This window comes from Psychrobacter sp. UBA3483, from assembly GCF_002377905.1.
GTDB lineage: Bacteria > Pseudomonadota > Gammaproteobacteria > Pseudomonadales > Moraxellaceae > Psychrobacter.
In genome coordinates this window covers 1-25,321 of sequence record NZ_DFQS01000040.1, presented here as the reverse complement: position 1 = coordinate 25,321, position 25,321 = coordinate 1, and the positions used below count along the sequence as shown (strand labels likewise).

At 43.6% G+C, this 25,321-nt stretch carries 20 protein-coding genes, 2 tRNA genes and 1 pseudogene; 12 read left to right on the top strand and 11 right to left on the bottom strand.

Annotation, left to right across the window (positions count from 1 at the left end; genetic code table 11):
• Positions 1-76 precede the first annotated feature (76 nt).
• From B2866_RS06860 to B2866_RS06835, 6 genes are all read left to right on the top strand, one after another.
• Positions 77-988 (top strand): WYL domain-containing protein, encoded by a 912-nt coding sequence (locus B2866_RS06860; protein WP_296191964.1) that lies wholly within the window; start codon positions 77-79, stop codon positions 986-988.
• A 50-nt stretch (positions 989-1,038) separates the two neighbouring features.
• Positions 1,039-2,583, top strand: a complete 1,545-nt coding sequence (locus B2866_RS06855) for a hypothetical protein (protein WP_296191961.1) — start codon at positions 1,039-1,041, stop codon at positions 2,581-2,583.
• A gap of 10 nt (positions 2,584-2,593) precedes the next feature.
• A complete protein-coding gene (locus B2866_RS06850; protein ID WP_296191957.1) occupies positions 2,594-3,373 on the top strand; it encodes a hypothetical protein in 780 nt (259 codons plus the stop codon).
• 9 nt (positions 3,374-3,382) lie between these two features.
• Complete coding sequence (locus B2866_RS06845; RefSeq protein WP_296191955.1) at positions 3,383-4,396, top strand: hypothetical protein; 1,014 nt, start codon at positions 3,383-3,385, stop codon at positions 4,394-4,396.
• Complete coding sequence (locus B2866_RS06840; RefSeq protein ID WP_296191951.1) at positions 4,389-4,664, top strand: YkgJ family cysteine cluster protein; 276 nt, start codon at positions 4,389-4,391, stop codon at positions 4,662-4,664. The genes B2866_RS06845 and B2866_RS06840 overlap by 8 nt, the downstream gene beginning before the upstream one ends.
• 707 nt (positions 4,665-5,371) lie before the next feature.
• Positions 5,372-6,604, top strand: a complete 1,233-nt coding sequence (locus B2866_RS06835) for a CAP domain-containing protein (protein ID WP_296191948.1) — start codon at positions 5,372-5,374, stop codon at positions 6,602-6,604.
• A gap of 151 nt (positions 6,605-6,755) precedes the next feature.
• Here the strand turns inward: B2866_RS06835 and B2866_RS06830 are convergent, their stop codons facing one another.
• From B2866_RS06830 to arsC, 3 genes are all read right to left on the bottom strand, one after another.
• On the bottom strand, positions 6,756-8,066 hold the full coding sequence (locus B2866_RS06830) for an arsenic transporter (protein ID WP_296191945.1): 1,311 nt from the start codon (positions 8,064-8,066) through the stop codon (positions 6,756-6,758).
• Positions 8,067-8,132: 66 nt separating this feature from the next.
• Complete coding sequence (gene arsH, locus B2866_RS06825) at positions 8,133-8,945, bottom strand: arsenical resistance protein ArsH (protein WP_296191944.1); 813 nt, start codon at positions 8,943-8,945, stop codon at positions 8,133-8,135.
• Positions 8,932-9,339: an arsenate reductase (glutaredoxin) gene (arsC, locus tag B2866_RS06820; RefSeq protein WP_296191941.1), complete on the bottom strand. Its 408-nt coding sequence runs from the start codon at positions 9,337-9,339 to the stop codon at positions 8,932-8,934. The genes arsH and arsC overlap by 14 nt, the downstream gene beginning before the upstream one ends.
• A gap of 161 nt (positions 9,340-9,500) precedes the next feature.
• Between arsC and B2866_RS06815 the strand changes: the two genes are divergently transcribed.
• Positions 9,501-10,295: a YdcF family protein gene (locus B2866_RS06815; protein ID WP_296191938.1), complete on the top strand. Its 795-nt coding sequence runs from the start codon at positions 9,501-9,503 to the stop codon at positions 10,293-10,295.
• 99 nt (positions 10,296-10,394) lie between these two features.
• On the top strand, positions 10,395-11,846 hold the full coding sequence (gene cls / locus B2866_RS06810; protein WP_296191935.1) for a cardiolipin synthase: 1,452 nt from the start codon (positions 10,395-10,397) through the stop codon (positions 11,844-11,846).
• Between the two features lie 25 nt (positions 11,847-11,871).
• Here cls and B2866_RS06805 read toward each other — a convergent pair whose 3' ends face one another.
• The 7 genes from B2866_RS06805 to rsmH form a co-directional block, all read right to left on the bottom strand.
• On the bottom strand, positions 11,872-12,822 hold the full coding sequence (locus B2866_RS06805) for a putative RNA methyltransferase (protein ID WP_296191933.1): 951 nt from the start codon (positions 12,820-12,822) through the stop codon (positions 11,872-11,874).
• Between the two features lie 162 nt (positions 12,823-12,984).
• Positions 12,985-14,103, bottom strand: a complete 1,119-nt coding sequence (gene mraY / locus B2866_RS06800; protein WP_296191928.1) for a phospho-N-acetylmuramoyl-pentapeptide-transferase — start codon at positions 14,101-14,103, stop codon at positions 12,985-12,987.
• A gap of 3 nt (positions 14,104-14,106) precedes the next feature.
• Positions 14,107-15,555: a UDP-N-acetylmuramoyl-tripeptide--D-alanyl-D-alanine ligase gene (locus B2866_RS06795; protein WP_296191924.1), complete on the bottom strand. Its 1,449-nt coding sequence runs from the start codon at positions 15,553-15,555 to the stop codon at positions 14,107-14,109.
• A 107-nt stretch (positions 15,556-15,662) separates the two neighbouring features.
• Entirely contained in the window at positions 15,663-17,378 is a 1,716-nt protein-coding gene (locus B2866_RS06790) for a UDP-N-acetylmuramoyl-L-alanyl-D-glutamate--2,6-diaminopimelate ligase (protein WP_296191922.1), read from the bottom strand.
• Positions 17,379-17,485: 107 nt separating this feature from the next.
• On the bottom strand, positions 17,486-19,591 hold the full coding sequence (locus B2866_RS06785; RefSeq protein WP_296191920.1) for a peptidoglycan D,D-transpeptidase FtsI family protein: 2,106 nt from the start codon (positions 19,589-19,591) through the stop codon (positions 17,486-17,488).
• Positions 19,588-20,058 (bottom strand): cell division protein FtsL, encoded by a 471-nt coding sequence (ftsL, locus tag B2866_RS06780; RefSeq protein WP_296191917.1) that lies wholly within the window; start codon positions 20,056-20,058, stop codon positions 19,588-19,590. Before ftsL ends, B2866_RS06785 begins: the two co-directional genes overlap by 4 nt.
• Before the next feature lie 297 nt (positions 20,059-20,355).
• Complete coding sequence (rsmH, locus tag B2866_RS06775; protein ID WP_296191998.1) at positions 20,356-21,369, bottom strand: 16S rRNA (cytosine(1402)-N(4))-methyltransferase RsmH; 1,014 nt, start codon at positions 21,367-21,369, stop codon at positions 20,356-20,358.
• Positions 21,370-21,794: 425 nt separating this feature from the next.
• On the opposite strand from rsmH, the gene gltX reads away from it, so the two are divergent.
• The 3 genes from gltX to B2866_RS06760 all read left to right on the top strand — a co-directional run bounded on the left by gltX (position 21,795) and on the right by B2866_RS06760 (position 23,869).
• Positions 21,795-23,330: a glutamate--tRNA ligase gene (gltX, locus tag B2866_RS06770; protein WP_296191914.1), complete on the top strand. Its 1,536-nt coding sequence runs from the start codon at positions 21,795-21,797 to the stop codon at positions 23,328-23,330.
• A gap of 233 nt (positions 23,331-23,563) precedes the next feature.
• Positions 23,564-23,639 (top strand) — tRNA-Ala (locus tag B2866_RS06765).
• 154 nt (positions 23,640-23,793) lie between these two features.
• A tRNA-Glu gene (locus tag B2866_RS06760) sits at positions 23,794-23,869 on the top strand.
• 170 nt (positions 23,870-24,039) lie between these two features.
• On the opposite strand, the gene B2866_RS06755 is transcribed toward B2866_RS06760, so the two are convergent.
• Positions 24,040-24,339: a hypothetical protein gene (locus B2866_RS06755; RefSeq protein ID WP_296191912.1), complete on the bottom strand. Its 300-nt coding sequence runs from the start codon at positions 24,337-24,339 to the stop codon at positions 24,040-24,042.
• 283 nt (positions 24,340-24,622) lie between these two features.
• On the opposite strand from B2866_RS06755, the pseudogene B2866_RS13260 reads away from it, so the two are divergent.
• Positions 24,623-25,274, top strand: a pseudogene (locus tag B2866_RS13260) (LysE family translocator).
• Positions 25,275-25,321 lie beyond the last annotated feature (47 nt).

The window sequence follows — 25,321 nt, the reverse complement described above, 5'->3', positions numbered from 1 at the left end:
CAATAATATAAAAGAAGATAATTACAATAATATAATAAAAAATAATATTTAGTAATAAAATAGGATACATGTGTTGATGGGCAGTAAAAAACACGAACGTTTAGCCTATCGGCTATCGGACATTATTATTCGTTTAAATAATGGTGAGCGTCTCAACATCCAGTCGTTGGCCCAAGATTACAAGGTTTGCAACCGTACGCTTAAACGCGATTTTCAAGAACGATTAGCTACGCTTGATTTTAGTGATTCAGGTCCTGTTTTTTATCAACTATCACCCAATCGGGTTGGATATTTAAACCTAACTGAGATAAGACGCTTTGCAAATTTTGCCAGCATACAAGACTTATTACCTAAGATTGATCGAGATTTTTTTTATGACAGGCTGAATCAAAGTATTGTGATCAAAGGCTTTGAGTATGAAAATATTCAGGCGCGAACCCAAGAGTTTAATCTCATCAATCAAGCTATTAAAGACTGTCGAATAATTAGCTTTGATTATCAAAAGATCAGACAGCAAACTAATCAAGATACTAAGAATTCAAAAAAAAACTATCTGCTTGCACCCTATCATCTGCTTAATAAAAACGGAATTTGGTATGTGGTAGGTAGGCGCGATGGAAAAACCCGTAATTTTTGCTTTACCCAAATATCTAGTCTGTGTGTTACTGACGAGACCTTTGACTGTGATGAGAAAATTAAGGCTGATCTGATAAATACAGATAGTTTATTTTTTGACAATCATATCAATGAGATTGTCTTGCAGGTCAGCGCTAAAGTGGCTGGTTATTTCGAGCGCCGCGATCTGCTACCTAATCAAGAACTGATTCGCAAGCTAGATAATGGCGATCTGTTACTAGCGTGTCGTCAGGTAAACCCACGTGAGGTCACACCAATTGTGCAATATTGGCTGCCCCATATTAGAATTATTAGTCCCTTAGATGTTCAGGGGCAAATGGAGAGAATTCTAAAGAGCTATTTATGTATGTAAAGAGGTTTAATAATATATCGGGATGAATATTTTAATTTAAGAGATTGATGATGAATACTGTAGTCAAAAAATATAAGCAGCAAGAAAGTACGGATTCTGATTTACGAAATATTGCGATCGCAAGTGCAGAACACGAACTGATTCAACGTTATGGTACAGCAGGAAGTCAATTTTTAATTGGGCTTCGTGGTATTAATCATGAAACAGGACAAGTGTTCGATAGAAGTTTATTAAAAATAAGTCAAGGCAAATTAAATCCTGATTACGTTAATCAAAATGTGAAACAACAAGCAGGTTTCTCAGCTGAGGTTGCAAGCGTTTCAAAACGTAACGCACAGGCTATTATCAATAAGGAGTCATCTCGTTTCTCTAGAAGTGAAGATATTGCAGGTTATGGAAAAAATCATAATGTCGTAGATATTGTAGAACTATTAGATGATAGCGAAATCACCTCACAGATGAAGTTTGTAAAAAATCCGAAAGACTTATTAAAAGATATTGCTTGTGGAGAAGGTAAAAAGAAAGATTTCTCACGTTATATTAGTGTCGATAAACTTGAAGTTCCAACTGAACAGGTTGAGGACATGAAGGCTATATGTAGAGAAGAAGCTAAAAAACTAGCTGAACAAAGTGATGCCCTTAGAAAATTAGGCAAAACTGAGCTAGCTGATATAAAACTAAAACAATCCAAGAACTACGAAAGTTTAGAGGGCAAAGTAACAGATTCTGGATTAACAACTGAAGAAGCCATTCAATACAGACTTAACCCTAAAGCTGTGACGGTAAGGGATATTGGAAAAGTAAGTCATGCGGCTGGCTTAGAAGGCTTGAAGTTTGGAGCTGCAATTGGCGGTTCTATCTCTGCTGTAAATAACATCATAGCCGTCTATTCAGGCAATAAAGATTTCTCAGAAGCTATATTGGATACAAGTAAGGACACTCTCATTGCAGGTGCAACTGGTTACGCTACTGCCGCTTCAGGTACTGCCGTGAAAACCTATATGGCACAGTCATCAAAAGAGATGATACGTGGTATATCAAAAAGCAATATGCCTGCGATGGTAGTCACTGCTTGCTTATCAACGGGTAAGAGTATAAAAAAATATGCTGTTGGAGAGATTAATGAAGCCGAGCTTGCTCAAGAGATTGGTTTATCAGTTACGGGTATGATGTCGTCTTCTATGTTTGCCGCTATTGGCCAAGTCGCCATACCTATTCCAGTTTTGGGTGCATTAATTGGTGGTATGGTTGGTTATGCTCTGACCAACACAGTATACCAAAGCTTCTTCGAAGTTCTAAAAGAGGCTAAATTATCGACCGAACGTAGACAGCTTATAGAAATGCAATGTGAAGCTGCAAGAATGCTTTCAAAAGAATATGAGTTAAAAATTAAGGAGTTATTTGCTTATCGTATTAAAGAACTAGAAGTATATGGGAATATCATGTTTGACGCTCTAGACTCACCTGATATTTCTTCCGATGAATTTTGTTTAAAAATGAATCTCTTCGCGGCAGAGCTTGGTACAAAAATTTCCATCAATAACATAGCTGAACTAGATCAAGCTATGATGTCAGCAGACCCACTAATAATTTAAGGTAGTTACTATGTTTTTAAAAGATCTGGATAAAGAGTCGCAAAAAATATTATTTCTAGAGTTAGCTGCACTTATTATGATGGCCGAAGGTAATAAGTTAACGACTTCTGAAAAAATTAAAAAGCTAGAACCTCGCACTAAAAGATATGCAGTTATCCCAAAACTAGACTCAGAAATTAAGAAATACAAATGTTTTCACACACTAGATTCAGAAAGCAAAAAATACTTATTCCTTCAAAATATTGATGAGAATGAAATTAATGCTTTAGAGACGTATGCGAAGGAACTAGAAATAAAATGTATTGACTTCCAATCTTTTTTTTATTCTAGGACAAATATGATTGAGATAATGAGTAGACAGAAAGAATTTGAGCTGATGAATATTTTAGAAAAAGAAACGACTTCAGTCTTAGATAAATACGACCAATTAGATGAACTTAAAAAAGAAATAATATTAAGCAATTTTTTAAATAGCGAAGAAGCGGCTGAAGATTTCATCTTAACAATGCCTATTGTAGAAAACTATATCCTTAAACGTACTGCTGGAGAATTGATTTCTATCAGACAAAAAAATATTGGGCACCTAAACAGCAAAGAAAAGAAAATACTACTATTTGAATTAGTCGGAGCAGGGCATAGTAGCGGCTATTTTGAAGATAGGGAAAAATCACTACTCTTACATATATGCAAGTTATTAGATATTGAAAGCGATTATATTGATGAGTTTGTAGAGGTTTCAGAAAGGCTTTCTGAGATAAATAAAGATCTAACAATATTGATAAATGAATAGGAGAAAATCATGCCAATCCCATTAATAATAGGAGCAGCAGTTGGCGCAGTCGGATTAGCAAAAGTTGGTAAAGCTTTTTATGATAATAATGAAGCAAGCGAAGCTAACGATACTGCTAAGGGTATAGCAATACGTGCAGAATGGAACTTAGATTTATCTCGTGAGAAATGCCAATTGGCGCTAGAAGATTTAGGTGCAAAAAAAGCAGATACTTTAACAAATCATGTAAATACGTTCATTAATACTTTCGGGAAAATAAAAAATATAGATTTTCAGCACGATGGCGATTTAGGTAACTTAACAGTTAAAGAGTTTAGCAATATCGTACTGCAAGAGCTAAAACAAGACGTTTCATTCGTTATTGACTCTGGTTTAGGTTTAGGTGGTGGCACTATGGCAGGCGCTTTAACTGCTTTTGGTGCTTATAATGGAACTATGATGTTCGCTGCTGCAAGTACAGGTACTGCTATTAGCTCTCTCAGCGGTGTAGCGGCTACTAATGCAACCCTTGCTTGGCTAGGGGGTGGCAGTTTAGCTACTGGAGGAATGGGGATGGCTGGTGGTATTTTAGCTCTTAATGCTCTAGCGGCAGGACCTGGGCTACTCATTGCTGGATGGTATATGGGTAGTAAGGCAAAAACCAAGTTAAATGATGCTCATAGTAATATTGCTAAGGCTAAAGAATTTGCTGCTGATGTAGATAAAGCTATAGCTCTGACAACGGGAATAGAAGAAGTCGCTTATAAAGCTTCAGGCATTATTTCTACTTTACGTAAACATCTACGTCGTAACTTGAAAAAGCTTGAAAAAGTCATTGAGACACAAGGTACTGATTATTCACTATATGACGAAGACGCAAAAATGACCGTCTTAAAAAACGTCAAGATTATTCAAGTCCTCAAAGTAGCCATCGATACTCCAATTCTTGATAAGGAAGGCAAGCTGTATGGTAGTGCATCTGCAAATTTAGCTAAAATTGACTCTAGTATTAATGACGGTTTTTCTAGAATAGAAAATGTCTAAAATATCATTCCCATGCACAAGTTGTGGGCAGTGCTGTAAAAATGTACATTTCAGCGAGCTAACCGACTATCTAGACCGAGGTGATGGCACCTGCCGTCACTTCGATGATGGTTCCAATTTGTGTCTCATTTATGAAGACCGCCCTCTTATTTGTCGTATCGAAGACTATTATGATGAGCATCTCTCACATCTGTATGAATGGGATGGATTTGTAAAAATGAATTTGGAAGTTTGCGAACAGCTGAAATGCGAGAACAAATTGTCTTAGTTGATATGTTTAGTAATCCTTCATTACCTAAAAGCCATTAATAAAAAATGATAATGGAAAATATAAACAGTAAGACTGTATAAAACCTTTAGATCACCGAAAATGGTTTTTTAGTGATAGTATATGGTTGAAACTAAATAATAATTTAGAAATATTTAGTTACATTTTATTAAACAATAAATCCCATTATTTACCTTGCATCCAATACTTAAAAGGTGTTGGTCTAATAGTTGGTCTATTACTATACATTAAAAAAATAAACCTATATTTATCAAACGCTTATGTAAGTCGTTTGACTTCCTCCTTCACCGCCAATCTTATAAAACCCCAGTTTTCCCACCTCGCTCCAATTCTACGCATATACCAACCAAACCCTTTATAAATAACGCGTCTAGCGTTTTTTTTATGCCTGCTGGTTTCCTAATCTGGCCGAGCATAACCTACCTATCCCGTGGATTGTGTTGGTTTATGATTTTATTAGACATTAGCCTAGGGCGTGTGCTCATTGAATATTAGTCGCTGATTTTCTTTTGCTTTCAGTATTAGACAGTTAATTCATAAGCGCCTAAAACTTATACGCCAAAGTTCAAAGGTTTTGTCGATGAGCAGACGACTTTTAAAATTAAAAGCAGTATCCTTAGCTTTTTTAAACTCATCACTGCATAGATGACTTAGAGAAAATACAAATAAATATTTAAGGGTGAAACATGAAGTCATCAGTTTCAAGCAGTGTACTAGCGAGTATCATATTTTCAAGCATTGTATTGACGGCGTGTGGAGGCGGAGGCAGTTCAGATAACCATACTGCTAAGCCTTCTACACCTACAGCGCCAGAGGTAACGCTTCCAGCTCAACCAATAGGGCCATCAGCAGCCAAACCTACAAAGCCTGAAAAACCATCCATTAAACCTGTCGAATCGCCTACTGAAACTGATATTGAAAAAAAATCAGAAGGACTAAGAGCAGGTTTAGCAGTCGACAACTTCCTTAGCCTCCAGCGACAAGCCTGCGGCATTGGTGGCTACACTTACGATGATAAGCTTGCTGAGATATCCTATAAACATAGCAACTACCTCAGTTATCTATTTTCTCATGTGAACTTAGGCGGCGTAAATCCGCATCAAGAGGATACCTATCAAAACTATGAACACCTCTCTGGCCCGAAAAATCCTTTCTTTATGGGTGCGACGTTAGAAGATAGGGTAAAGACTGCTAAGTATTCTGAATTAAGCTTTTCGGCGAGTGAAAATATTGTGCAACGCACAGAGAGGAATTCTAATGGTATTAGTACAACACCAGAAGAGGCTGGTATAAATATGGCAAGAGGCCTACTTTCAGCGCCTTACCATTTACGTACGTTGGTCAATCCAAACTTTGTCAACTCAGGGTCGAACGTGTCAATGTATACGCCATCAGGCACTGACCCCAAAAGCAGTTTTGGTTATATTTTAACGTCTACAGGCGCGAGCAAGCCTAACGCCGCCCCTACCAATCTAAGTGGCATTACCACTTATCCTTGCGCTGCTACCACAGGCACGAATACCGCTTTGTACGATGAGTCGCCCAATCCAACGAAAGGGACAGGTAGAAACCTTCGTACCGACCCAATCGGCCAACCGATTCACGTTAAAATTTGGTCGGCAAAAACGATAAAAGTTAGCAATATCAAAGTCACAGACGTGGCTCGTAAGATTGATATACCAGTTGCAGTGATTGACTACAATAACGACCCTTACAAGAATACAGATTATCAACTTCCTGATAACGAAGCATTCATCATGCCAATCACTGACAGCCTAAACAGCTGTGAAACAGGTACTCGTAAGAACTGTGGGTTGTACGGCAATAGTAAATACGCCGTAAGCTTTGATGTAATGGTAGACAATAGAGAATTGCAGAAAAAGAGCTTTACCTTTAGTACGGGTAACGTCAATTATTAATTTAAAACCCTAAAATAAGAAATAGTCGCTTTTTATTGAAGCGACTATTTCTCTTAATAAGATAAATACAATCACACCAGTTATTATTTTAATCACGCCTAGTTTTCTTCCCTCTTCACCACCAATTTTACACACTGAATCAAAACCTTCCCTAGGCACTCGGCAACAGAGGCAGCCAAAATACCAACGCCAATAGCGTGGCTAATAATACGGGCGGCGTTATCAGCAGACCGACCTTCATATATTGTCCCCAACTGATTTTATAGTCTTTTTCTGCCAATACGTGTAACCACAATAAAGTTGCCAAACTACCAATAGGTGTGAATTTTGGTCCCAAGTCATTGCCAATGACATTGGCATAAATCATCAGCTCTCGAGTAGCAGCGGGCACTTGGGCGCTATCAATCGCCAGCGCGCCTATCAGCGTCGACGGCATATTGTTCATCACAGACGCTACGATGGCGGATAAGAATCCTGTGCCAACCGTCGCAACGAGCGCGCTTTGTTGACCTAGCCAATTGAGTATCTGCGCGCCATAGGCGGTCAATCCCCCATTACCCAAACCATAAACCACCAAATACATACCGATTGAAAATAATACGATTTGCCACGGAGCTTTTTTAAGGATATTAGTCATAGAAAACTTGGCATTACGTCCGCCTTGCCACCAGCGTCCAGCAATCGCCATTAGTATAAGCGCCGCGGCACTCGTCACTACGGAGATAACCAGCCCGAGCGATTCAGTGGCGAAATAAGCGATTAATAATAATGCCAGCAGTGGAAAAGCCGCTCGAAACACCAGCGGGTCTTTTATAGCGGATTGGGGTGAGCTAAGATTTGCCGTTGAGTAGTGCTTGGGAATATGCCGCGCGTAAGCAATCCACAATACCAATAGTGTTGCTAGGACAGAGACGATATTTACCGGTACCATCACCGCCGCGTAGCGACCAAAACCAATATCAAAATAATTGGCACTGACGATATTAACCAAATTAGAAGTCACTAATGGCAAGCTTGCGGTATCAGCAATAAAACCAGTGGCAATAATAAAGGCTAAAGCGGATTTGGGGGCAAAATCAAGGCGCAGTAGAATAGCAATCACAATTGGCGTCAACAGTAAGGCCGCGCCATCATTGGCAAAGAAGGCGGAGATAAACGCTCCTAGCAGCACAATCATCGGAAATAGCAAACGCCCGCGCCCATTGCCAAGCCGAGCCACGTGTAATGCCGCCCAGCCAAAAAATCCCGCTTCATCTAAAATAAGAGAGATAATAATCAATGCCACAAAAGTAAAAGTGGCGTCCCAAACGATATCCCAAACGATACCAACGTCAGACCATTGCACCACACCAAATACTAAGGCAACCAAAGCGCCGCCCATCGCACTCCAACCAATGCCAAGCCCTTTAGGCTGCCAGATGACTAAGACCAAAGTTACAATAAAAATAGCAAATGCGAGCATGAAGTAACCTTAATGGGGCAATTGAAGCAATGAAATATTAATAAGGGCAATAATAAAACAACAACGTTAGAGCGATTTTTGATTGACGCGTTGTGATACTTCTGCAGCGCTTTCTACCCGTTCTGAATAGCGATCGGTCAGATATGCCGAGCGCCCACGGGTAAGCCAGGTAAATTTGACCAACTCTTCACAGACATCGACGACGCGCAGATAAAGTGGGGACATTTTCATGCGATCATTATCATCGAATTCCAAAAATGCTTGGGGGATAGAAGATTGATTAGGGATGGTAATCATGCGCATCCAGCGTCCAAGAATACGCAATTGATTGACAGTATTAAAACTTTGGCTGCCGCCACTGACTTGCATGATAGCGAGCGTTTTACCTTGGGTCGGACGTACGCCGCCTAGCGCCAGTGGAATCCAGTCAATTTGAGCTTTCATAATACTGGTAATGCTGCCATGGCGTTCTGGACTGACCCACAGCATGCCCTCCGACCACTGTGCGAGCTCTCGTAACTCTTGTACCTTTGGATGGTCGCTATCGGCGTCATCGGGCAGTGGTAAGCCTGATGGATTAAACATTCGCACCTCGCAGCCATACCAACGCAGCAGACGACTTGCTTCTTCTGCCGCCAACCTAGAAAATGAGCGCGCACGCAGGGAGCCATATAACACCAATAATCTTGGTGGATGGCGTGGGTCATCTTTACCGATCAAAGATTCAATATCAATAGTTTGTATTTGACTAAAATCAATATTAGGTAAATAGTTTTTCAGTAAATCAGCAGCGGGCAAATCAGTCGCGCCAATATTGCTATCACTTTTATTATTAAGACCGTCTCCTACTAAGGCTTCTGTCTCTTCACTCTGTAACATGCTTTACCACTTCCCCATTCTCTTTTGTGAAACTACTGACCGGATTTTCCAGTAATTCAAACACTCGCTCTGCCGGTCGGCACAGCGCCGCGCCTTTATTGGTAACAACAATAGGACGATTGATTAAAATAGGGTGCGCTATCATGGCATCAATCAGTTGCGCGTCCGTCAATACTGGATTTTCTAAACCAAGCTCAGTAAAGATGCTCTCTTTACTGCGTATGAGCTCGCGCGGTGTGCTCTGCATCAATGCTAACAGCTCAACCAAGTACTCACGAGATGGCGGTGTTTTTAGATATTCCACTACATCTGGCGTCTCACCTGAAGCTTGCATAATGGCAAGGGTATTACGAGAGGTGCCGCATTTTGGATTATGAAAAATTATTGGCGTCATAAGGTTCTCCTTTTTACGTTAAATGGATTGGATTTGGTATGTCTTAATATTACCAAACAGCCATGTAATTAAAACAACGTTTTATGAAATAGATAAAGTAACATTTGATTAAATCAACAGTAAACTAAAGAGAAGTATCTTTACCTAATAAAAGTAAAACTATGGCAAAAAAATTACTCATTATAGCGCGAGTTGGATTGGTCGTTATCGGTACCGTTATCATGGTTGATTGTGCCGTGTTAATGACGGTTGGCAAAATTAACTTTGGCACCGTGGTACCGTTTTTACTGGGCAGCGTCTTTGTCGTCCATGGGATATTTTGGCATGCTATCCGCAAGTTTACGAGGCAAAACCCATTTCGCAATCGTCTGTGGTACGCGCTATGGCTGCTATTTTTCCTCTGGCTTATAAGCTTTGGGTTATTTATTTTCTCGTTGCAGCAGCAAATTAAGAAGAGCGCACAGCCTGTACCTGAGGTGGCGGCGATTATTGTATTAGGGTCAGGTACTATCGCCGGCAAGCCAACACCGACGCTTGCTAAGCGTTTAGATACGGCCGCGCCGCTGATTAAAGCACAACCCGAGGCATTGGCGTTGACCAGTGGTGGTATTGGTATGGGGCAGACGCATAGCGAAGCCAGTATTATGGCGAGCTATTTACATGAAAGGCATGGCATTGCTCTTGAGCACATTTTGCAAGAAGGCAAAAGTACCAGTACCGCCGAAAACTTAATCTATAGCCAAGTCGTTTTGGCAGCAAAAGAAGTGCCTATCACAGCGCCTATTGCCATTGTGACCAGCGACTTTCATACCATTCGCGCTGCTGCAATTGCCCAGCATCAAGGCTACCAGCAGCCTATTTTACTTGCCAGCCCGACGCCGCTATCGATTCGCTACAATGCTTGGTTTCGAGAGTATTTTGCCTTCGTCAGTGGTTGGCTATTTGGTGAATACTAGTAGTCAATAAAGCGCTTCATACATTCATACGATAAATAAAACAGATTTTTCATAACAACAATAACCATAATTAACCAGAATAATAATGGACGGCACGCTATGCTCATCGACATCTTATTAACCATTCACTTTATTTTATTGGTACTGATATCGTTGCGCGTCCTTGCGCGTCATGACTTAACGGCGCCGGCGCGCTTGGCTTGGCTTGTGATTTTATTTCTCTTACCTTATTTTGGCGTCTTGGTTTATTGGATGTTTGGTGAGGTGCATTTAGGGCGCAACTTCACGCGCGAACGTCAGGCAATCATTGATAAATTACATCGCCATCGCCCAGAAGTGCTTGGTAGCGATGTGGCGTTAACACTGGCCGTCAAGCCTGAATATCAAGCAGCCTTTGCTTATTCAGCAAAAGCCACCGGTTTTCAGACCACGGTGGGCAATCGCGCCGAGCTGATGGCTGATGCCGCTGAGACCCGCAGTCGTATGATTGCCGATTTTGATGCGGCAACCGATCATATCCATGTGCTGTATTATATTTGGCTGGTCGATGGTAAGGGCACTGCTACCGCCCAAGCACTGATTCGCGCCGCAAAGCGCGGCGTCACCTGCCGAGCGATGGTCGATGGCATGGGCTCGCGCAAGATGGTCGGCTCAAAGTTATGGCAAGAGATGAAGGACGCGGGTGTGCAGCTTAGTGTGGCGCTACCATTAACCAATATCTTAAAGGTCATGCTGTTTAGCCGTATTGACTTGCGCAATCACCGCAAAATTACGGTGATTGATGGCAAAATCGGCTATTTTGGTAGCCGTAACTGCGCCGACCCTGAGTTTCGTGTGAAGCCAAAATACGCCCCTTGGGTCGATATTATGCTACGTATCGAAGGTCCCATCGTTGCACAAAATCAGATGTTATTTGCCAGTGATTGGCTAACTGAAAACCCTGATACGCCGCTCGATAGCTTTCCGTATAGCACCGATTTGCAGCCAAATCTGCCGCCCAATGATTTTGCTGCGCAAGTCTTTTCTGATGGCCCGACCCAGCGTCACGGCAACACCCCCCAGTTTTTAGGTGCCTTAATTAGCCAAGCCCAGCATACCCTGATGATTTCTACCCCTTATTTCGTGCCCGATTATTCGCTGGTCAGTATCCTATGTGCAACCGCCTATCGCGGGGTTGAAGTAACGATGATTTTTCCGAAGAAAAACGACTCCTTTATCGTTGCCGCCACCAGTCACAGTTATTATTGGGAATTGCTTGAGGCTGGCGTAAAAATCTACGAGTATAAGCCGGGGCTGCTACACGCCAAAACGCTGACCGTCGATGGTGAAATCAGCTTGATTGGCTCAACCAATTTGGATTTACGCAGTTTTCACTTGAATTATGAAAATAATATCGTCTTTAGTGATAACGAATTGACTGCCGATATTATGGAGCGCCAATATCAGTATATCGCTGATTCTGATGAAGTGACGCTTGAAGAGGTTAACAACTGGCCTTTACCGTATCGGATTTGGAATAATGTCGTCGCCACCATGGGACCTATTTTATAAGTTAACCTTTAGCCAATGTAGCCCATTAATGAGTGGGCTTTTTTTGCAAAATATAGATAACAAACTTAGCTTCTGTCGCAAAAGGTTGTGCTGCCACCTCTGCCAGTAGCTGCTGCCTTTTTTCGCTGCGTGCCCGATAGGCATAAGGGGTCATGGTCATCAAATCTGCCAATACCTCTGCCGATAAACTTAACTCGCTACTGACATAATGAGTTTCTAACAACTGAAAATAAGGCGCTAATTCGTCCAAAAACTTATCAGAATCATGCTCGCGGACGTCATCAAATAGCGCCTCACGCATCGTTGCTAAATGCCCGATATCGGGCTTGGCAATGATCAAATAGCCCTCATCGCTTAACACTTCATTAAAGGCTTCTGGCAAAATGGGACTAAAGATACTGCTAATACCATCGATACTATGCGCGCGTAGCGGCAAATGTGCCGCGCTAGTCACCAGCGGGTAAATAGCTGCTTTATAAGTCCCATCTTCCTTAGCCTCCTCAGCCCCTTGATACCAAAGACGACCTAAAGCCTTACTGGTTCTCGCCAGCTCTACAATAGCAGGTTTACTGATATCGGCAGCGATAAGCATATCCATACCTGTTTGCGCCATTGCCTGCGTGTAATAACCCTCTCCGCAGCCAATATCCAGCCAATTAATGGTCTTATCTTTTTCCTTAAGACTGGCTTTTTTTGCCGTCAGTAACATCGTCATCTTTTGGCAAATCAAGTCATTTAGTGGCTGATAATACCCGGCAGTTAAAAACCGTTTGCGCGCCTCAATAGATTGCTGACTGTCGCCCGGTGCTTTGGATTTTTTTTGTTGCACCGGTAATAGATTGACATAACCCTGCCGCGCCACATCAAATGGATGAGCGGTTTGCTTTGGGTTCAAACTGCCATCACAGCACCACGTATGGTCAGCGGGCAGCAGAGGTGATTGACAAAGGGGACAAATAAATAAACTCACAAGCATCTCAACGTCATCGCAATATGGCTGCCATTTTAACAAAGTTCCGGCTCAACAAGGGATAAATGCCGCAACAAAAAAGAAGATCGCATAAGGCCTAAAAAAGCCATCTTAGATTTTAAGATGGCTTTTGATTTAAAGTTTTTTGATTTAAACCTATTTGACGACTTAACGCAGTTTCAAGGTCATCAGCCCAAGAATCACAAGGATTATGGCAATAATCCAAAACCTTGCCACCACTTGCGTTTCTTTCCAGCCAATCTCTTCAAAGTGATGATGCAGTGGTGCCATGCGAAAGACGCGCTTTTTACGCAGCTTATACGAGCCAACTTGTAGCATCACCGACAAAGCTTCGGCGACAAATAAACCGCCCATAATGGCAAAGGCAATCTCTTGACGGGTCATAACCGCAATCGTACCGAGCATCGCGCCCAATGCCAGCGCCCCAACATCACCCATAAATACTTGTGCTGGATGAGCGTTAAACCATAAGAAACCTAGACCTGCGCCAATCATCGCGCCGCAAACAATAATCACTTCTGAGTTGTAGGCGATATAAGGCACATGCAAGTAATCGGCGAAGCGCACATCACCCGACACATAAGCCATGGCGCCTAGACCTGCCGCCACCAAGACTACCGGCAAAATAGCCAAACCGTCCAAGCCATCGGTTAAATTGACGGCGTTTGAGGCACCATTAATCACAAAGTAGGTAAAGATAATAAAGCCAATCCCAAAGGGCACGGCCGAGAAAGGAATCATCCAATCTTTAAAAATCGGTAATAGCAAGTCCTGCATCTCACGCGTGCTCGCTATATCTGGCTGCAAGGTCGCAATGTAATATAAAGAAATCCCGACGAATAACGCGCCCATCGACAGCCAAAAGTATTTTTTGCGGGCGATCAGGCCTTTGGGATCTTTATATTTGATTTTAAGCCAATCATCTGCCCAGCCAACCGCGCCAAAGATAATCATGACGATAAGCAAGATCCACACATAGGGATTGTTTAATCGCGCCCACAGTAACGTCGATACACCAATCGCGCTCAAAATCAGCACCCCGCCCATAGTTGGCGTACCGGTTTTGACCAAATGCGACTGCGGACCATCGTTGCGAATCGCCTGACCGTACTTGAGCGCGCGTAGGCGATTGATGACGCGATTGCCAAATACCATACTGAATGCCAGCGCAGTAATAACCGCTAATAACGCTCGTAGCGTCAACGAAGAAACCGCAGAAAACGGTGTATAATACTGGCCAAGCCAGCCAAACAACCAAACTAACACCGCCTACTCCTCGACTAGCGCATTGATAAGGGTTTCCATCTCCATGGAACGTGAGCCTTTGAACAGCACCGTACAGGGCTGCGCCTGCTGGGCTTGTAAATAAGACTGCAAATAAGCCAATAAACTGTCTTTATCAGCAAAAGCATGGGCATTAATAGCAGAAATCTCTTGCGCGCCCGCCACTGTATAAGGCGCATATTCACCAACGCACAGCAATACATTGATGCCAGTGGTCGCAATGGTACGACCTAAGCTTTGGTGCTCACTGACCGCCGCCTCTCCTAGCTCGGCGATATCGCCAAGTACCATCACCTGCGTACCCGTTTGCGCCGCCAGCACTTTAGCAGCTGCGCGCACCGAGTGCGGATTGGCATTATAAGTATCATCAATCAAGCGATGCATACCGAGGAGCTGGCTGTTCAAGCGCCCTTTAGCAGGACGGGCGTTTTCAAGCCCGACGACGATATCGCTAATGTCGATATTTAGCGCATGGGCACAAGCAGCCGCCGCTAAAGCATTATTGACATTATGCTCGCCGGCTAATGGCAAATTGATATCATGGATTTGATTTCCTATATGCAGCTTAAATTCACTGCGCTCAGGTTCAACATCTAAATGACTGGCACTAACGTCGGTATTGCCAAAGCCTATGACGTTTGGGGTGTGTTTTTCAGCGATACGGCGCAATTGATTGGTAAAATCGTCTTTATCCGGAACAATGGCAAATTGCGTCTCATTTAACGTATGATAAATCTCAGCTTTGGTTTGGCTAATGCCTTCGCGGCTGCCAAACTCTCCCAAATGTGCGGTACCAATATTTAAGATACACGCCACATCAGGTCGCACAATCTCAGTGGTATAAGCAATCTCACCGATATGATTTGCGCCCAGCTCCAAAATCGCATAGCGATGATGGCCGGATAATTCGAGCAACATCATCGGCACGCCCAAGTCATTATTGAGGTTGCCACGGGTAATTAGCGTTGGTGCCAAGCGACCAAAGATACTACCGAGCATCTCTTTACAGGTGGTTTTGCCGCTCGAGCCCGTAATAGCAATGACGGTTAAATTGTCGTGCTGCTGCCGACGATAAGCCGCCAATTGTCCTAACGCCAAACGCGTGTCATCCACAAGCAATTGGGGAATGTCGGCAGCAATAGGACGTGAAACGATCGCTGCAACCGCACCGTTTTCTAAAGCTGTGTCGATATAGTCGTGACCATCAAAATTGTCACCGGTTAATGCTAAAAAGATATCACCCGCTTTTATAGTGCGAGTATCGGTAGCGATACGCGTACTACTAATGGGTTTGTTTGCGTCATTGTTGGACTCTACAGGTACTGCCCCAAACTGCCAATGTCCACCCAGTGCTACAGTTGCCGCAAGCAGATTGTCTACTTGCCAAACATACAGCCCTGGCGACTGAATGCTGTTATCGTTGTCGGCTGTCATAATGATTACCTTATATATGATGACTACTTATCTTTAATATTTTTAAGTATACGTTTTTTAAAAAGTACAAAAAATGAATGGCAGGCGCTATTACTTAGCTATAAATACTATACGCGCCCTGCTTGCTTTAAAGCATTTTGCAAAATAACGCTATCGTCAAAATCATAACGCACATGGTTAATTTCTTGATAGGTTTCATGACCTTTGCCCGCGATAACGACAATATCATCAGGCGCTGCTTGCTTGACCGCATATTCGATAGCTGTTTGGCGCGCAGGTTCAATATGAGTGCGCTCGTACTGTGCGCGGGTCATGCCTGCTTGCATATCTTGCAAGATTACCTTGGGGTCTTCGGTACGTGGATTATCCGCCGTCAATACCACTTTATCGGCGCCTGCCAATCCCGCTTGCGCCATCAATGGGCGCTTGCCCGCATCGCGATCGCCGCCACAACCAAACACTGCCCATAACTGACCTTTACAATGGGTTTTTAGACTGGCTAATACCTGACTTAAAGCATCGGGCGTATGGGCATAATCAACGATAAAACAGCCATCATTAGAAGGCACACGCTGCATACGTCCAACCGCGCCTTGTAGCTGCGGGATAACATCAGCAATACGCTCAAGTCCAATTCCTAAAGCCACAGCAGCGGCGATAGCGGCAAGTAAATTAGCCACGTTAAAACGCCCGAGTAATGGGCTAACGATATCTAAACTATTAACTTTCTCATCGCTGAAATCCGTACGCAGCGCAATCTCAACCCCTTGCAAGCTTGGCTTGATATCAGCGGCAACAAAGGTTGCAGATTTCGCTGAGTCTAAACTATAGCTCCAAACGGTCAAACCACTGGCATGCGCCGTATCGAGCATAATCTGTGCATGCTCGTCATCGATATTGATAATGGCGTGGGTTAAGTCGGGGAAATGTGCTTTATCAAACAGCTTGGCTTTTGCCGCAGCATACTCTGTCATATCCGCATGATAATCGAGGTGGTCACGGCTCAAATTGGTATAAATCGCCACCGACACCGGCACTCCTTGTAATCGCTGCTGATCAAGACCGTGTGAGCTGGCTTCCAATGCCAATAATTCCGCATTCTCGTGACCCATTTGATATAAAAACTGCTGGACTGCTAAAGCATCGCCTGTGGTATGGCTGGCTTGCACCAACGCGCCGAGTCTACCATTACCCGCTGTTCCCATCACCGCGCTACTCATGCCCGTCAATTGCGTTAATTGTGCCACCAATTGGCTGATGGTGGTTTTACCATTGGTACCAGTCACCGCAACGACCGTTGGCAAAGTGACAGGCTGCTGATACTGTAACCGCGCTTGAATCAAGTCACCTAAAAAATCACGAATATTGGGCACGTATAATACTGGACACGGCAGCGCTGCTAATTGCTGCTGCGCTAGAGCTTGAGCATTATCCATCAATTCAATGTTGGCGTGCGGCGGCACATTAGCAGTAAACAGCAGAGCGATTGGGTCAATTTCTGCTAGAATAAAAGCCGCTTGCTCAGCAGCTTGATATAAATAGTCGCGACTTTTTTGACAGTTTGGCGTATGACTTTTTAATAATACAAAGACATCGTTTGCTGCTAACTGGCGGCTGTCTAAACGGAACTGCTCAAATGGGATATTGGCAACCGAAGTTTTTAGATTTGGTAGTTGACTGCTAGATGCGCTTATCAGCGCTGTTAATATCTGCGCTAGGCTATGTCTGTCTTTGCGACCTCTATAACTGTCGTTGCCGCTGGCTTCAATCAGCTGTTGTAAGGTGACTGCGGTGTTGCTTTTTGGCGAGGTAGACAGAGACATTGGCATATCCTAAACGGTTAAAACGCATCAAATAGTTAACAGCTGAAACACGAAACTTGGTCATGGAAATTAGTCATAAAACTTAGCCATGGAACTTATATTTTTAGCTACGGCTCTTCAGTTTTTAATGGCTTATCTAACGGCACATTATACAAGCGCAGCGCCTCTTTCATGACGTTATGAAAGACAGGCGCTACCGTTAAGCCAGCGTAAATCTGACCACGTGGGTCTTCGATAAGCATCACCCCGACCAGCTTAGGATTAGACGCGGGCGCCATACCGGCAAAGACGTTACGGTACTGGTCGCTATAGTAGCCGCCTTTGGGATTAATACGGCGTGAGGTACCCGTTTTACCGGCCACGCGATAACCATCAATCGCCGCAGCTTTGGCCGTACCGCCTGGCTCGGTGACACTTTCTAACATCTGTACGATAGACATCGCTTGTTCGTGCGCCATGATACGTTTGCTGGGCTGTTTTTTGTCATCTTTAATCAAAGTTAATGGATGCATCACCCCGCCGGCAGCAAGCGCCGAATACGCCTGCGCGACCTGTGCCAAGGTGACTTGTATACCATAACCATAACTGACCGTTGCCCGTCTTGACGTCTCTTCTTCTTTTGGAGTCACGACAAGTCCACTGCCTTCCCCTGGGAATTGCAGCGGGGTTTTTGCCCCAAAGCCAAACTGTCTTTGCATACTGGTAATCGCATCAGGCGGCAACGATAAGGCAATCTTGGTTGAGGCGACGTTACTAGATTTTTGTAGCAATGTCGCAAGCGTAATGCGTCCCAGATTATTGTGGTCACGAATGGTATAACCGCGCACGCGAATAGAGCCAGGATTGGTATCAATCAAAGACGTGGTGGTATATTTACCGGAATCCAATGCGGCTGCCACGGTAAATGGCTTCATGACCGAACCCGGCTCAAAGACGTCGAGCAGCGCACGGTTACGCTGGTTTTCACCCGTCATCTCATTGAGGTTATTAGAGTTAAATGAGGGCCACGTCGATAGCGCTAGCACTTCGCCCGTTTGTACATCGACAATCATACCTGTCGACCAACGCGCTTTTTGCAGGCGACCGGCTTTTTCCAGCTCTTTATAGAGCAGATACTGTAAGCGTGAATCAATCGTTAAGGCAACATCTTTACCCGGTACTTCTGGCTCGACTTGCTTGATTTCTTTTAAGCTGTTTTGCTTGGCGTCTTTTAGTACCAAAACCTTACCGTCTTCACCAGCCAGCGCCGTTTCATACTGGCGCTCAATACCAGCACGTCCTTCATAGCCGCCTTCAGGATCATTGGCGTTTTGTCCCATAAAGCCAAGCAATTGCGAGTTTGGTTGCGGCTGCGGATAATAGCGCTGGAAGAAGTTTTTCTCATAGACACCCGGGAAATCAAGCGAGCTGACACTTTGGGCAATCTCAGGCGTGACTTTATTAAGAAGCGGCAGATAATGTGAACCTGCGCCCGATGGCAGCGCCGCTTTCACTGCTTCTTCATCGGTGACGTCAATACTGTCATCGATAGCCGTAACTTTTTTCAGCTCAGTGACCGAAATATTGGCCGCGGCCGCAAGCGTGGTTAAATCCATATTATCCAAACGCTTTTGCATACGCGCGATCAGCTGCGGACTTTCAGGATTGGTCAATATAATGCGCTTAAGCTCATAATATTCGCGCGCATAATCATGCGGGCTAAAAGATACGGTAGCGAGCGGCGCACTGACGGCTAATGGCAAATCATTACGATCAGTAATCATGCCGCGATAGGATTTTTGCGTACGCACGCTGGTAATCAGCTCATTGCCTTTATCTTGATAAAACTGCGCATTGGCGACTTGTAAATAATAAGCACGGCCGATTAACAAGCCTAAAATGACTAACGATATTGCCCAAATCGTGCGAAAACGGTTTTTATCCAGTTCGACACCGCCGCGTGACGATGCCCCAGAGGCTTTACCCAAAAAGGCTCTTTTGCTTTTTTGGGTTTTTACACTGGTATAAGCGCCCTGCTCTTCGTTCTTTTTTAGGCGACTAAATAGCTTAGCTTTGCGGTTATCGGCCGCTTTATTGTCAGCTTTGCCGCTTGTTTGTCCAGATTTGGCAACACTGGCACGGCGTAGCGGCTTAGTGACTTTGCCGCTGGCGGATTTTTTGCTATTATTTTTAACGGCTTTATCGTTTTTGGCGGTGGGCTTTTTATCAGTCATCGTCCTGCCTCCGCAGCGTTAGCATCCGCCTCAAAAAAATCTGTTTCATTGGCAGCGGCAGCATCTGTGCCATCGTCCTCGAGCACTGGTGCAACAGCAACGGCCGCTCCCGGCTGAATAATCAGCTTATCCTTAAGGGTTGGCGAAAACATCCCGAGTTCAGCAACAGCACGACTGGCAATTTGCGGGGTCGCACTAAAGGTTTGCTGCTCGATAAGCAAACGTTGATGTTCTACCTGTAGCTTGCGCTCTTGTTTTTTCATATCTTGCAAGGTTTTATAATCCTGATGATATTGCTGCACGCCTTCTGCCGTTTTGATGCCGCTCCAGATAATCGCAGCCGCTAATAACAATAATATGGCCACGTAAATACTGACCACATTAAATCGGCGCACGAATAATTCGCCAACATCGGTATTAAGAGGCATTGCGGCGCGGCGGTTTACAGGTTTGTCAGATATTGCCATGACGATCTCAAAAAAGTGAACTTCAAAATAAAAAAAGCGCTAAGATTTGCGAGTGAACACACCCTCATGAGCCATCAGCACCATCAATAAAAATAACTACCAATAAAATCAATAAACACATAACCAAGCAAAAAGTAACTGCTGAGCCTAGCAGAGAATGTTTACAGCTTTTTAACAGCCGCGTAATCATTAAAACATTCAGTCATATTTTACCCACATAACTCAATAACAGTCTTTTCGGCGCTGTTTTTTTGCATTGTGTTCTAGCATGGTTATGCCATTGTTTTAAGACTCAGCTTAAGCATTATCATCTGCTTTATAATCCGTATCACTACGAGTCGCCATGCGTAACCATGCGCTACGCGAGCGTGGATTGTGACTGATTTCTGCTTGGCTAGGGCCGACGCGCTTTGGTTTACTAAAATAACGCGGACGCTTGGGCGGCATCGGCAAGTTTTCATCTTCTGGATACTGACCTTTGCTATGGCGCTGCAAGAACTGCTTGATACGGCGATCTTCTAACGAGTGAAAACTAATCACTGCCAGCTGACCGCCCGACTTTAAAATCGGAATACTTTGTTCTAAAAAGTCATCCACATCGCCAAGCTCATTATTGATAAAAATGCGCATAGCCTGAAAACTTTGCGTCGCAGGATGCTTACCGCGCTGCCAATTTGGATGCGCCGCTTTGATCACTTCTGCCAGCGCAAGCGTAGACTCATAGCTGTCCATCTGCTTAATCGCACGGGCAATACGGCGACTATGGCGCTCTTCGCCAAACTCATAAAGCACATTGGCCAAGGTTTCATCATCGACTGTCTCGAGCCACTCGGCAACCGACTGTCCACGACTGGTATCCATGCGCATATCGACCGCGCCATCGCGCATAAAACTAAAACCACGGCTACCGTCATCAATCTGCGGCGAGGAAATACCCAAATCCGCCATCAGGCCGTCCACTTTCGTGATACCCATCGCAGCGAGGCTAACGGTCAAGGTCGCAAAACTGTCATGAACCACTTTGACACGGCTATCGGTCTTTGCCAATTCTTGCGCAACGCTAATCGCCGTCGGGTCTTTATCAAAAACAACCAAGGTTGCATCATCGGCGAGCTGACTTAATAGCAGGCGGCTATGCCCACCGCGCCCAAAAGTTGCATCAACATAAATACCTTTTTGTTGTAAGCTATTCTGACGGCTGTCATCTGTTTGTTTGGACAGTGATTTGACACCCAATACCGCCGCCACCGTTTCTTGTAGTAGCACGGCGTCATGGACAAAACTTAATTCATTAGAACCCGCTTGCTCTATGACGGGCTCTTGAGCAGAATCATTTTCAACAATAGACGAATTGACTTCTGACTCAGAACTATCAATGACTGAAGAAAGGGTTTCTTTAGAATTTAACGTGTTTTTTGACTTTGGATTCGATATGGACACAAACGACTCAGTAGATGATGACCTTTTTGGCCAGTAATAGTAAAAAATCAGATGAAAATAAACAAGTTATGACTCACCTAGCATTATTATCGCAAGGATATACGGCGAGTCAAGCGCTAGAGAGGCTTTTCGTTAAAAATATCTCAGCTCTCTGTTATACTAGCGCTATATTTTACGCTATTTTTCTACCGTGACGGCGACTGTTTCACCCGTATTTTGACTCAATTTTTCTATTCGCCTTGAGCTTTAACTTTTCTCGCCATTTTATTCATTCACCAGCATATTCTGAGATTTTTATGACCCAAACATCATCCCAAGCCAACCTTGATAGCAAGCGTCCTATTCGTACGCGTATTGCGCCCTCACCGACTGGCTTCCCTCATGTCGGCACCGCTTATATCGCCCTATTTAATTTAGCCTTTGCCAAAGCCCACGGCGGCGAGTTTATTTTACGTATTGAAGATACCGATCAAACGCGCTCAACCGAGCAATCTGAAAAAATGATTTTGGATGCGCTGCGTTGGGTCGGTCTTGACTGGGCGGAAGGACCAGATATCGGCGGGCCACACGCGCCGTATCGTCAAAGCGAGCGTAGTGAGATTTATAAAAAACATGCTGAACAGCTTATTGAAAACGATCATGCGTTTCGCTGTTTTTGTACCCCTGAAGAGCTGGATGCTATGCGCGCTGAGCAAATGGCCAATGGCGAAACGCCGCGCTATGACGGTCGCTGCGCACATTTAGCGCCAGAAAAAACCGAGCAATTGGTCAATGAGGATAAACCGCACGTCATTCGTATGCGTGTGCCAACCGAAGGCGTCTGTCAGATACATGACATGCTGCGCGGTACGGTTGAGATTCCTTGGACGCAAGTCGATATGCAAGTGTTGCTAAAAACTGATGGCATGCCAACCTATCATTTAGCCAACGTCGTCGACGACCATTTAATGGAAATCAGTCATGTCATGCGCGGTGAAGAATGGCTGAATTCTGCACCCAAGCATCAGCTGCTTTATGAGTATTTTGGTTGGGAGATGCCAGTTCTTTGCCATATGCCGCTACTGCGTAACCCAGACAAATCAAAGCTGTCGAAACGTAAGAACCCAACCTCTATCACTTATTATCGTGATGCTGGCGTGCTACCTGAAGCATTGCTCAACTACCTTGGCCGTATGGGCTATTCAATGCCTGACGAGGCGGAGAAATTCACCTTAGAGGAAATGATTACCAGCTTTAATATTCAGCGCGTGTCGCTTGGCGGTCCTATTTTTGATATCGAAAAGCTCAACTGGCTAAATGCGGAATGGCTACGTGCGCTTACGCCTGAAGAGCTTAAAAACAAAATCCTTGAGTGGGCAAGTGACAGCGATAAACTGACCGCGATTGCCGCGGCCATTCAGCCACGTATTGAGCTGTTGTCTGATGCAGTCAATTGGGGTGGCTTTTATTTCCAAAACCTGCCTGATATCAACGCTGAAAGCTTTACCCATAAATCATTAACGCCTGAACAAATTACCGAGATGCTACAACTGGCACTTTGGCAACTAGAAACCTTGCCGACGTGGACGGAAGAAAACATCTACGCCACCCTCAAGGGTCTTGCCGCGCATCTTGATATTAAGATGCGTGATTTTATGGCACCGTTCTTTATCGCTATCGCTGGTAGCACCTCATCGACGCCAGTGATGAACTCAATGGCGATTATCGGCGCTGATATGACCCTGACCCGTTTACGTCATGCGGTTGATGTATTAGGCGGCTTGGGTAAAAAGAAACTGAAGAAACTTGAGAAACAAGCGGCAGAATTGCCAGATTTTTTGGCTGATAAATAGTTTGGCTGCTAAATAACCTTGTACTTGTTAATTAAGAGTAAAATAGATAAATAATAAAAAGGGTCAGTTCTTCATACTACTGGCCCTTTTTTTATATTCATCTCCGTACTAAAATGTCCATAATTAGCCATTTAAATACTTTTACTAACTTTTTTTGCATTATTTTGCATTATTTTTAAAATAGCGGTTGACAAGACTGCTGGTCTTACCTAAAATACGCACACTCTTAGCGAGGGGCTATAGCTCAGTTGGTAGAGCACTTGCATGGCATGCAAGGGGTCAACGGTTCGACTCCGTTTAGCTCCACCATACTATTTATCGCAACGTTCAGTATGACTGACACTTGATATAAATACTCGCTAGTAGGGCGATATCAGCACCTAGGCAAGGCTTGCTCTATTAATAGATAAGCTCTCTGATATTGTGAAGTACCGTTGTAACCCTTGGTTATGACACTCTATGCGTCCCCATCGTCTAGAGGCCTAGGACACCGCCCTTTCACGGCGGTAACGGGGGTTCGAATCCCCCTGGGGACGCCACTATTTGGCGTCACTTATTAGCACTTTTGCTTAGCACCTTTAAGCATCAGGTTAGACTAATAAGCGAACAATAAAAAAGCCCAGTCATCAAACGGTGACTGGGCTTTTTTACGTCTGTTAGTTTTGTTATAGTCAGTTTATTATGGTTTGGATAAGCTGAAGTTACTATATCAATGATCATAGCAAGAGACAAATTCTCTAATCGCCCAACCCCATTGTCTGTATTCTCCTTGATAGTACCCTTCTAGATACACCCAAGGACGGTCTTTATTATCGTAAGTGGTTTCTGTGATATAAACTTCACGATCGTTACGTAGTTTATTGATAATCTTACCATTTGGTTCATCTCGGATATTTAACGGTGTTTCAGTCGGATCTGTTACTTTGCAAACTCTCTCAGCATGCGCGGCACTTATCCCAGCAGTCGTAGCAAAAACAGATAAAGCAACGGTATAAGCCAAACTTCTCATCTCAAATCCTTGTTATCAACAAAAGTTTTATCTACTTCTGATATATTATCAGAGTTCAAACTGCAATATTTGCGATTTTCATAATATATTTACATTTTATCCATTTCACAGAGCTTGAGTATAGAATGTGTATTATGCTTTCTAAAATTAGTATTTATTGAGTGATTTACTCTATTGCTAACCCAGCCAATGCTATCTACTCTGTAATAATTTTATAAAATATATAAAAGTTTTATTACATTACACATGGATAATTAGGTTTATTAAAACAAAGAGATTTGCAATGTTTGGTATTGAGAATTACCTAGGGTTTGTCATGGCAGCCATCTTGCTAAACCTCACCCCTGGCAGCGATAGCATGTATATCATCACCCGCAGTATTTCACAGGGGTAAACGGCGGGGTTTTATTCCGTGCTGGGTATTATCTCAGAGATTTTGGTTCATACCTTATTAGCGGCATTAGGATTATCCGTTTTACTGGCCAACTCTCCTAGCGCATTTATGATCGTTAAATATATTGGTGCCAGCTACTTATGCTATTTAGGCGTCAAAATACTTATGAGTAAAAAGCAGCCTTTACTTGCCAGTAATTTGCTTGAAGAGGAAAAGATGGTGACTGCTCGACAGATGGCAAATCTATAAGCAGGGTGTACTCACCAATATCTTTAATCCAAAAGTTGCTTTATTCTTTTTGGCGTTCTTCCCGCAGTTTATCGATGCCAGTTATGCTTATAGCATGGTGTCGTTTATCATTTTAGGACTGAGCTTTGCTATCACTGGCTTTATATGGTGCTTATGCTTAGCATTATTGGCATCAAAATTCAGTGAAAACCTGCGTAAAAATCCTGCTATCGAAGCTATTTTAAATAAAATTAGTGGTGTGGTATTTATTGGCTTGGGAATTAGGGCGGGGCTTCACTTCTTTTTACAATGAATGACAGTACCCGCCAGATAAAGCATTGACTTAAAATTACGAGCCAA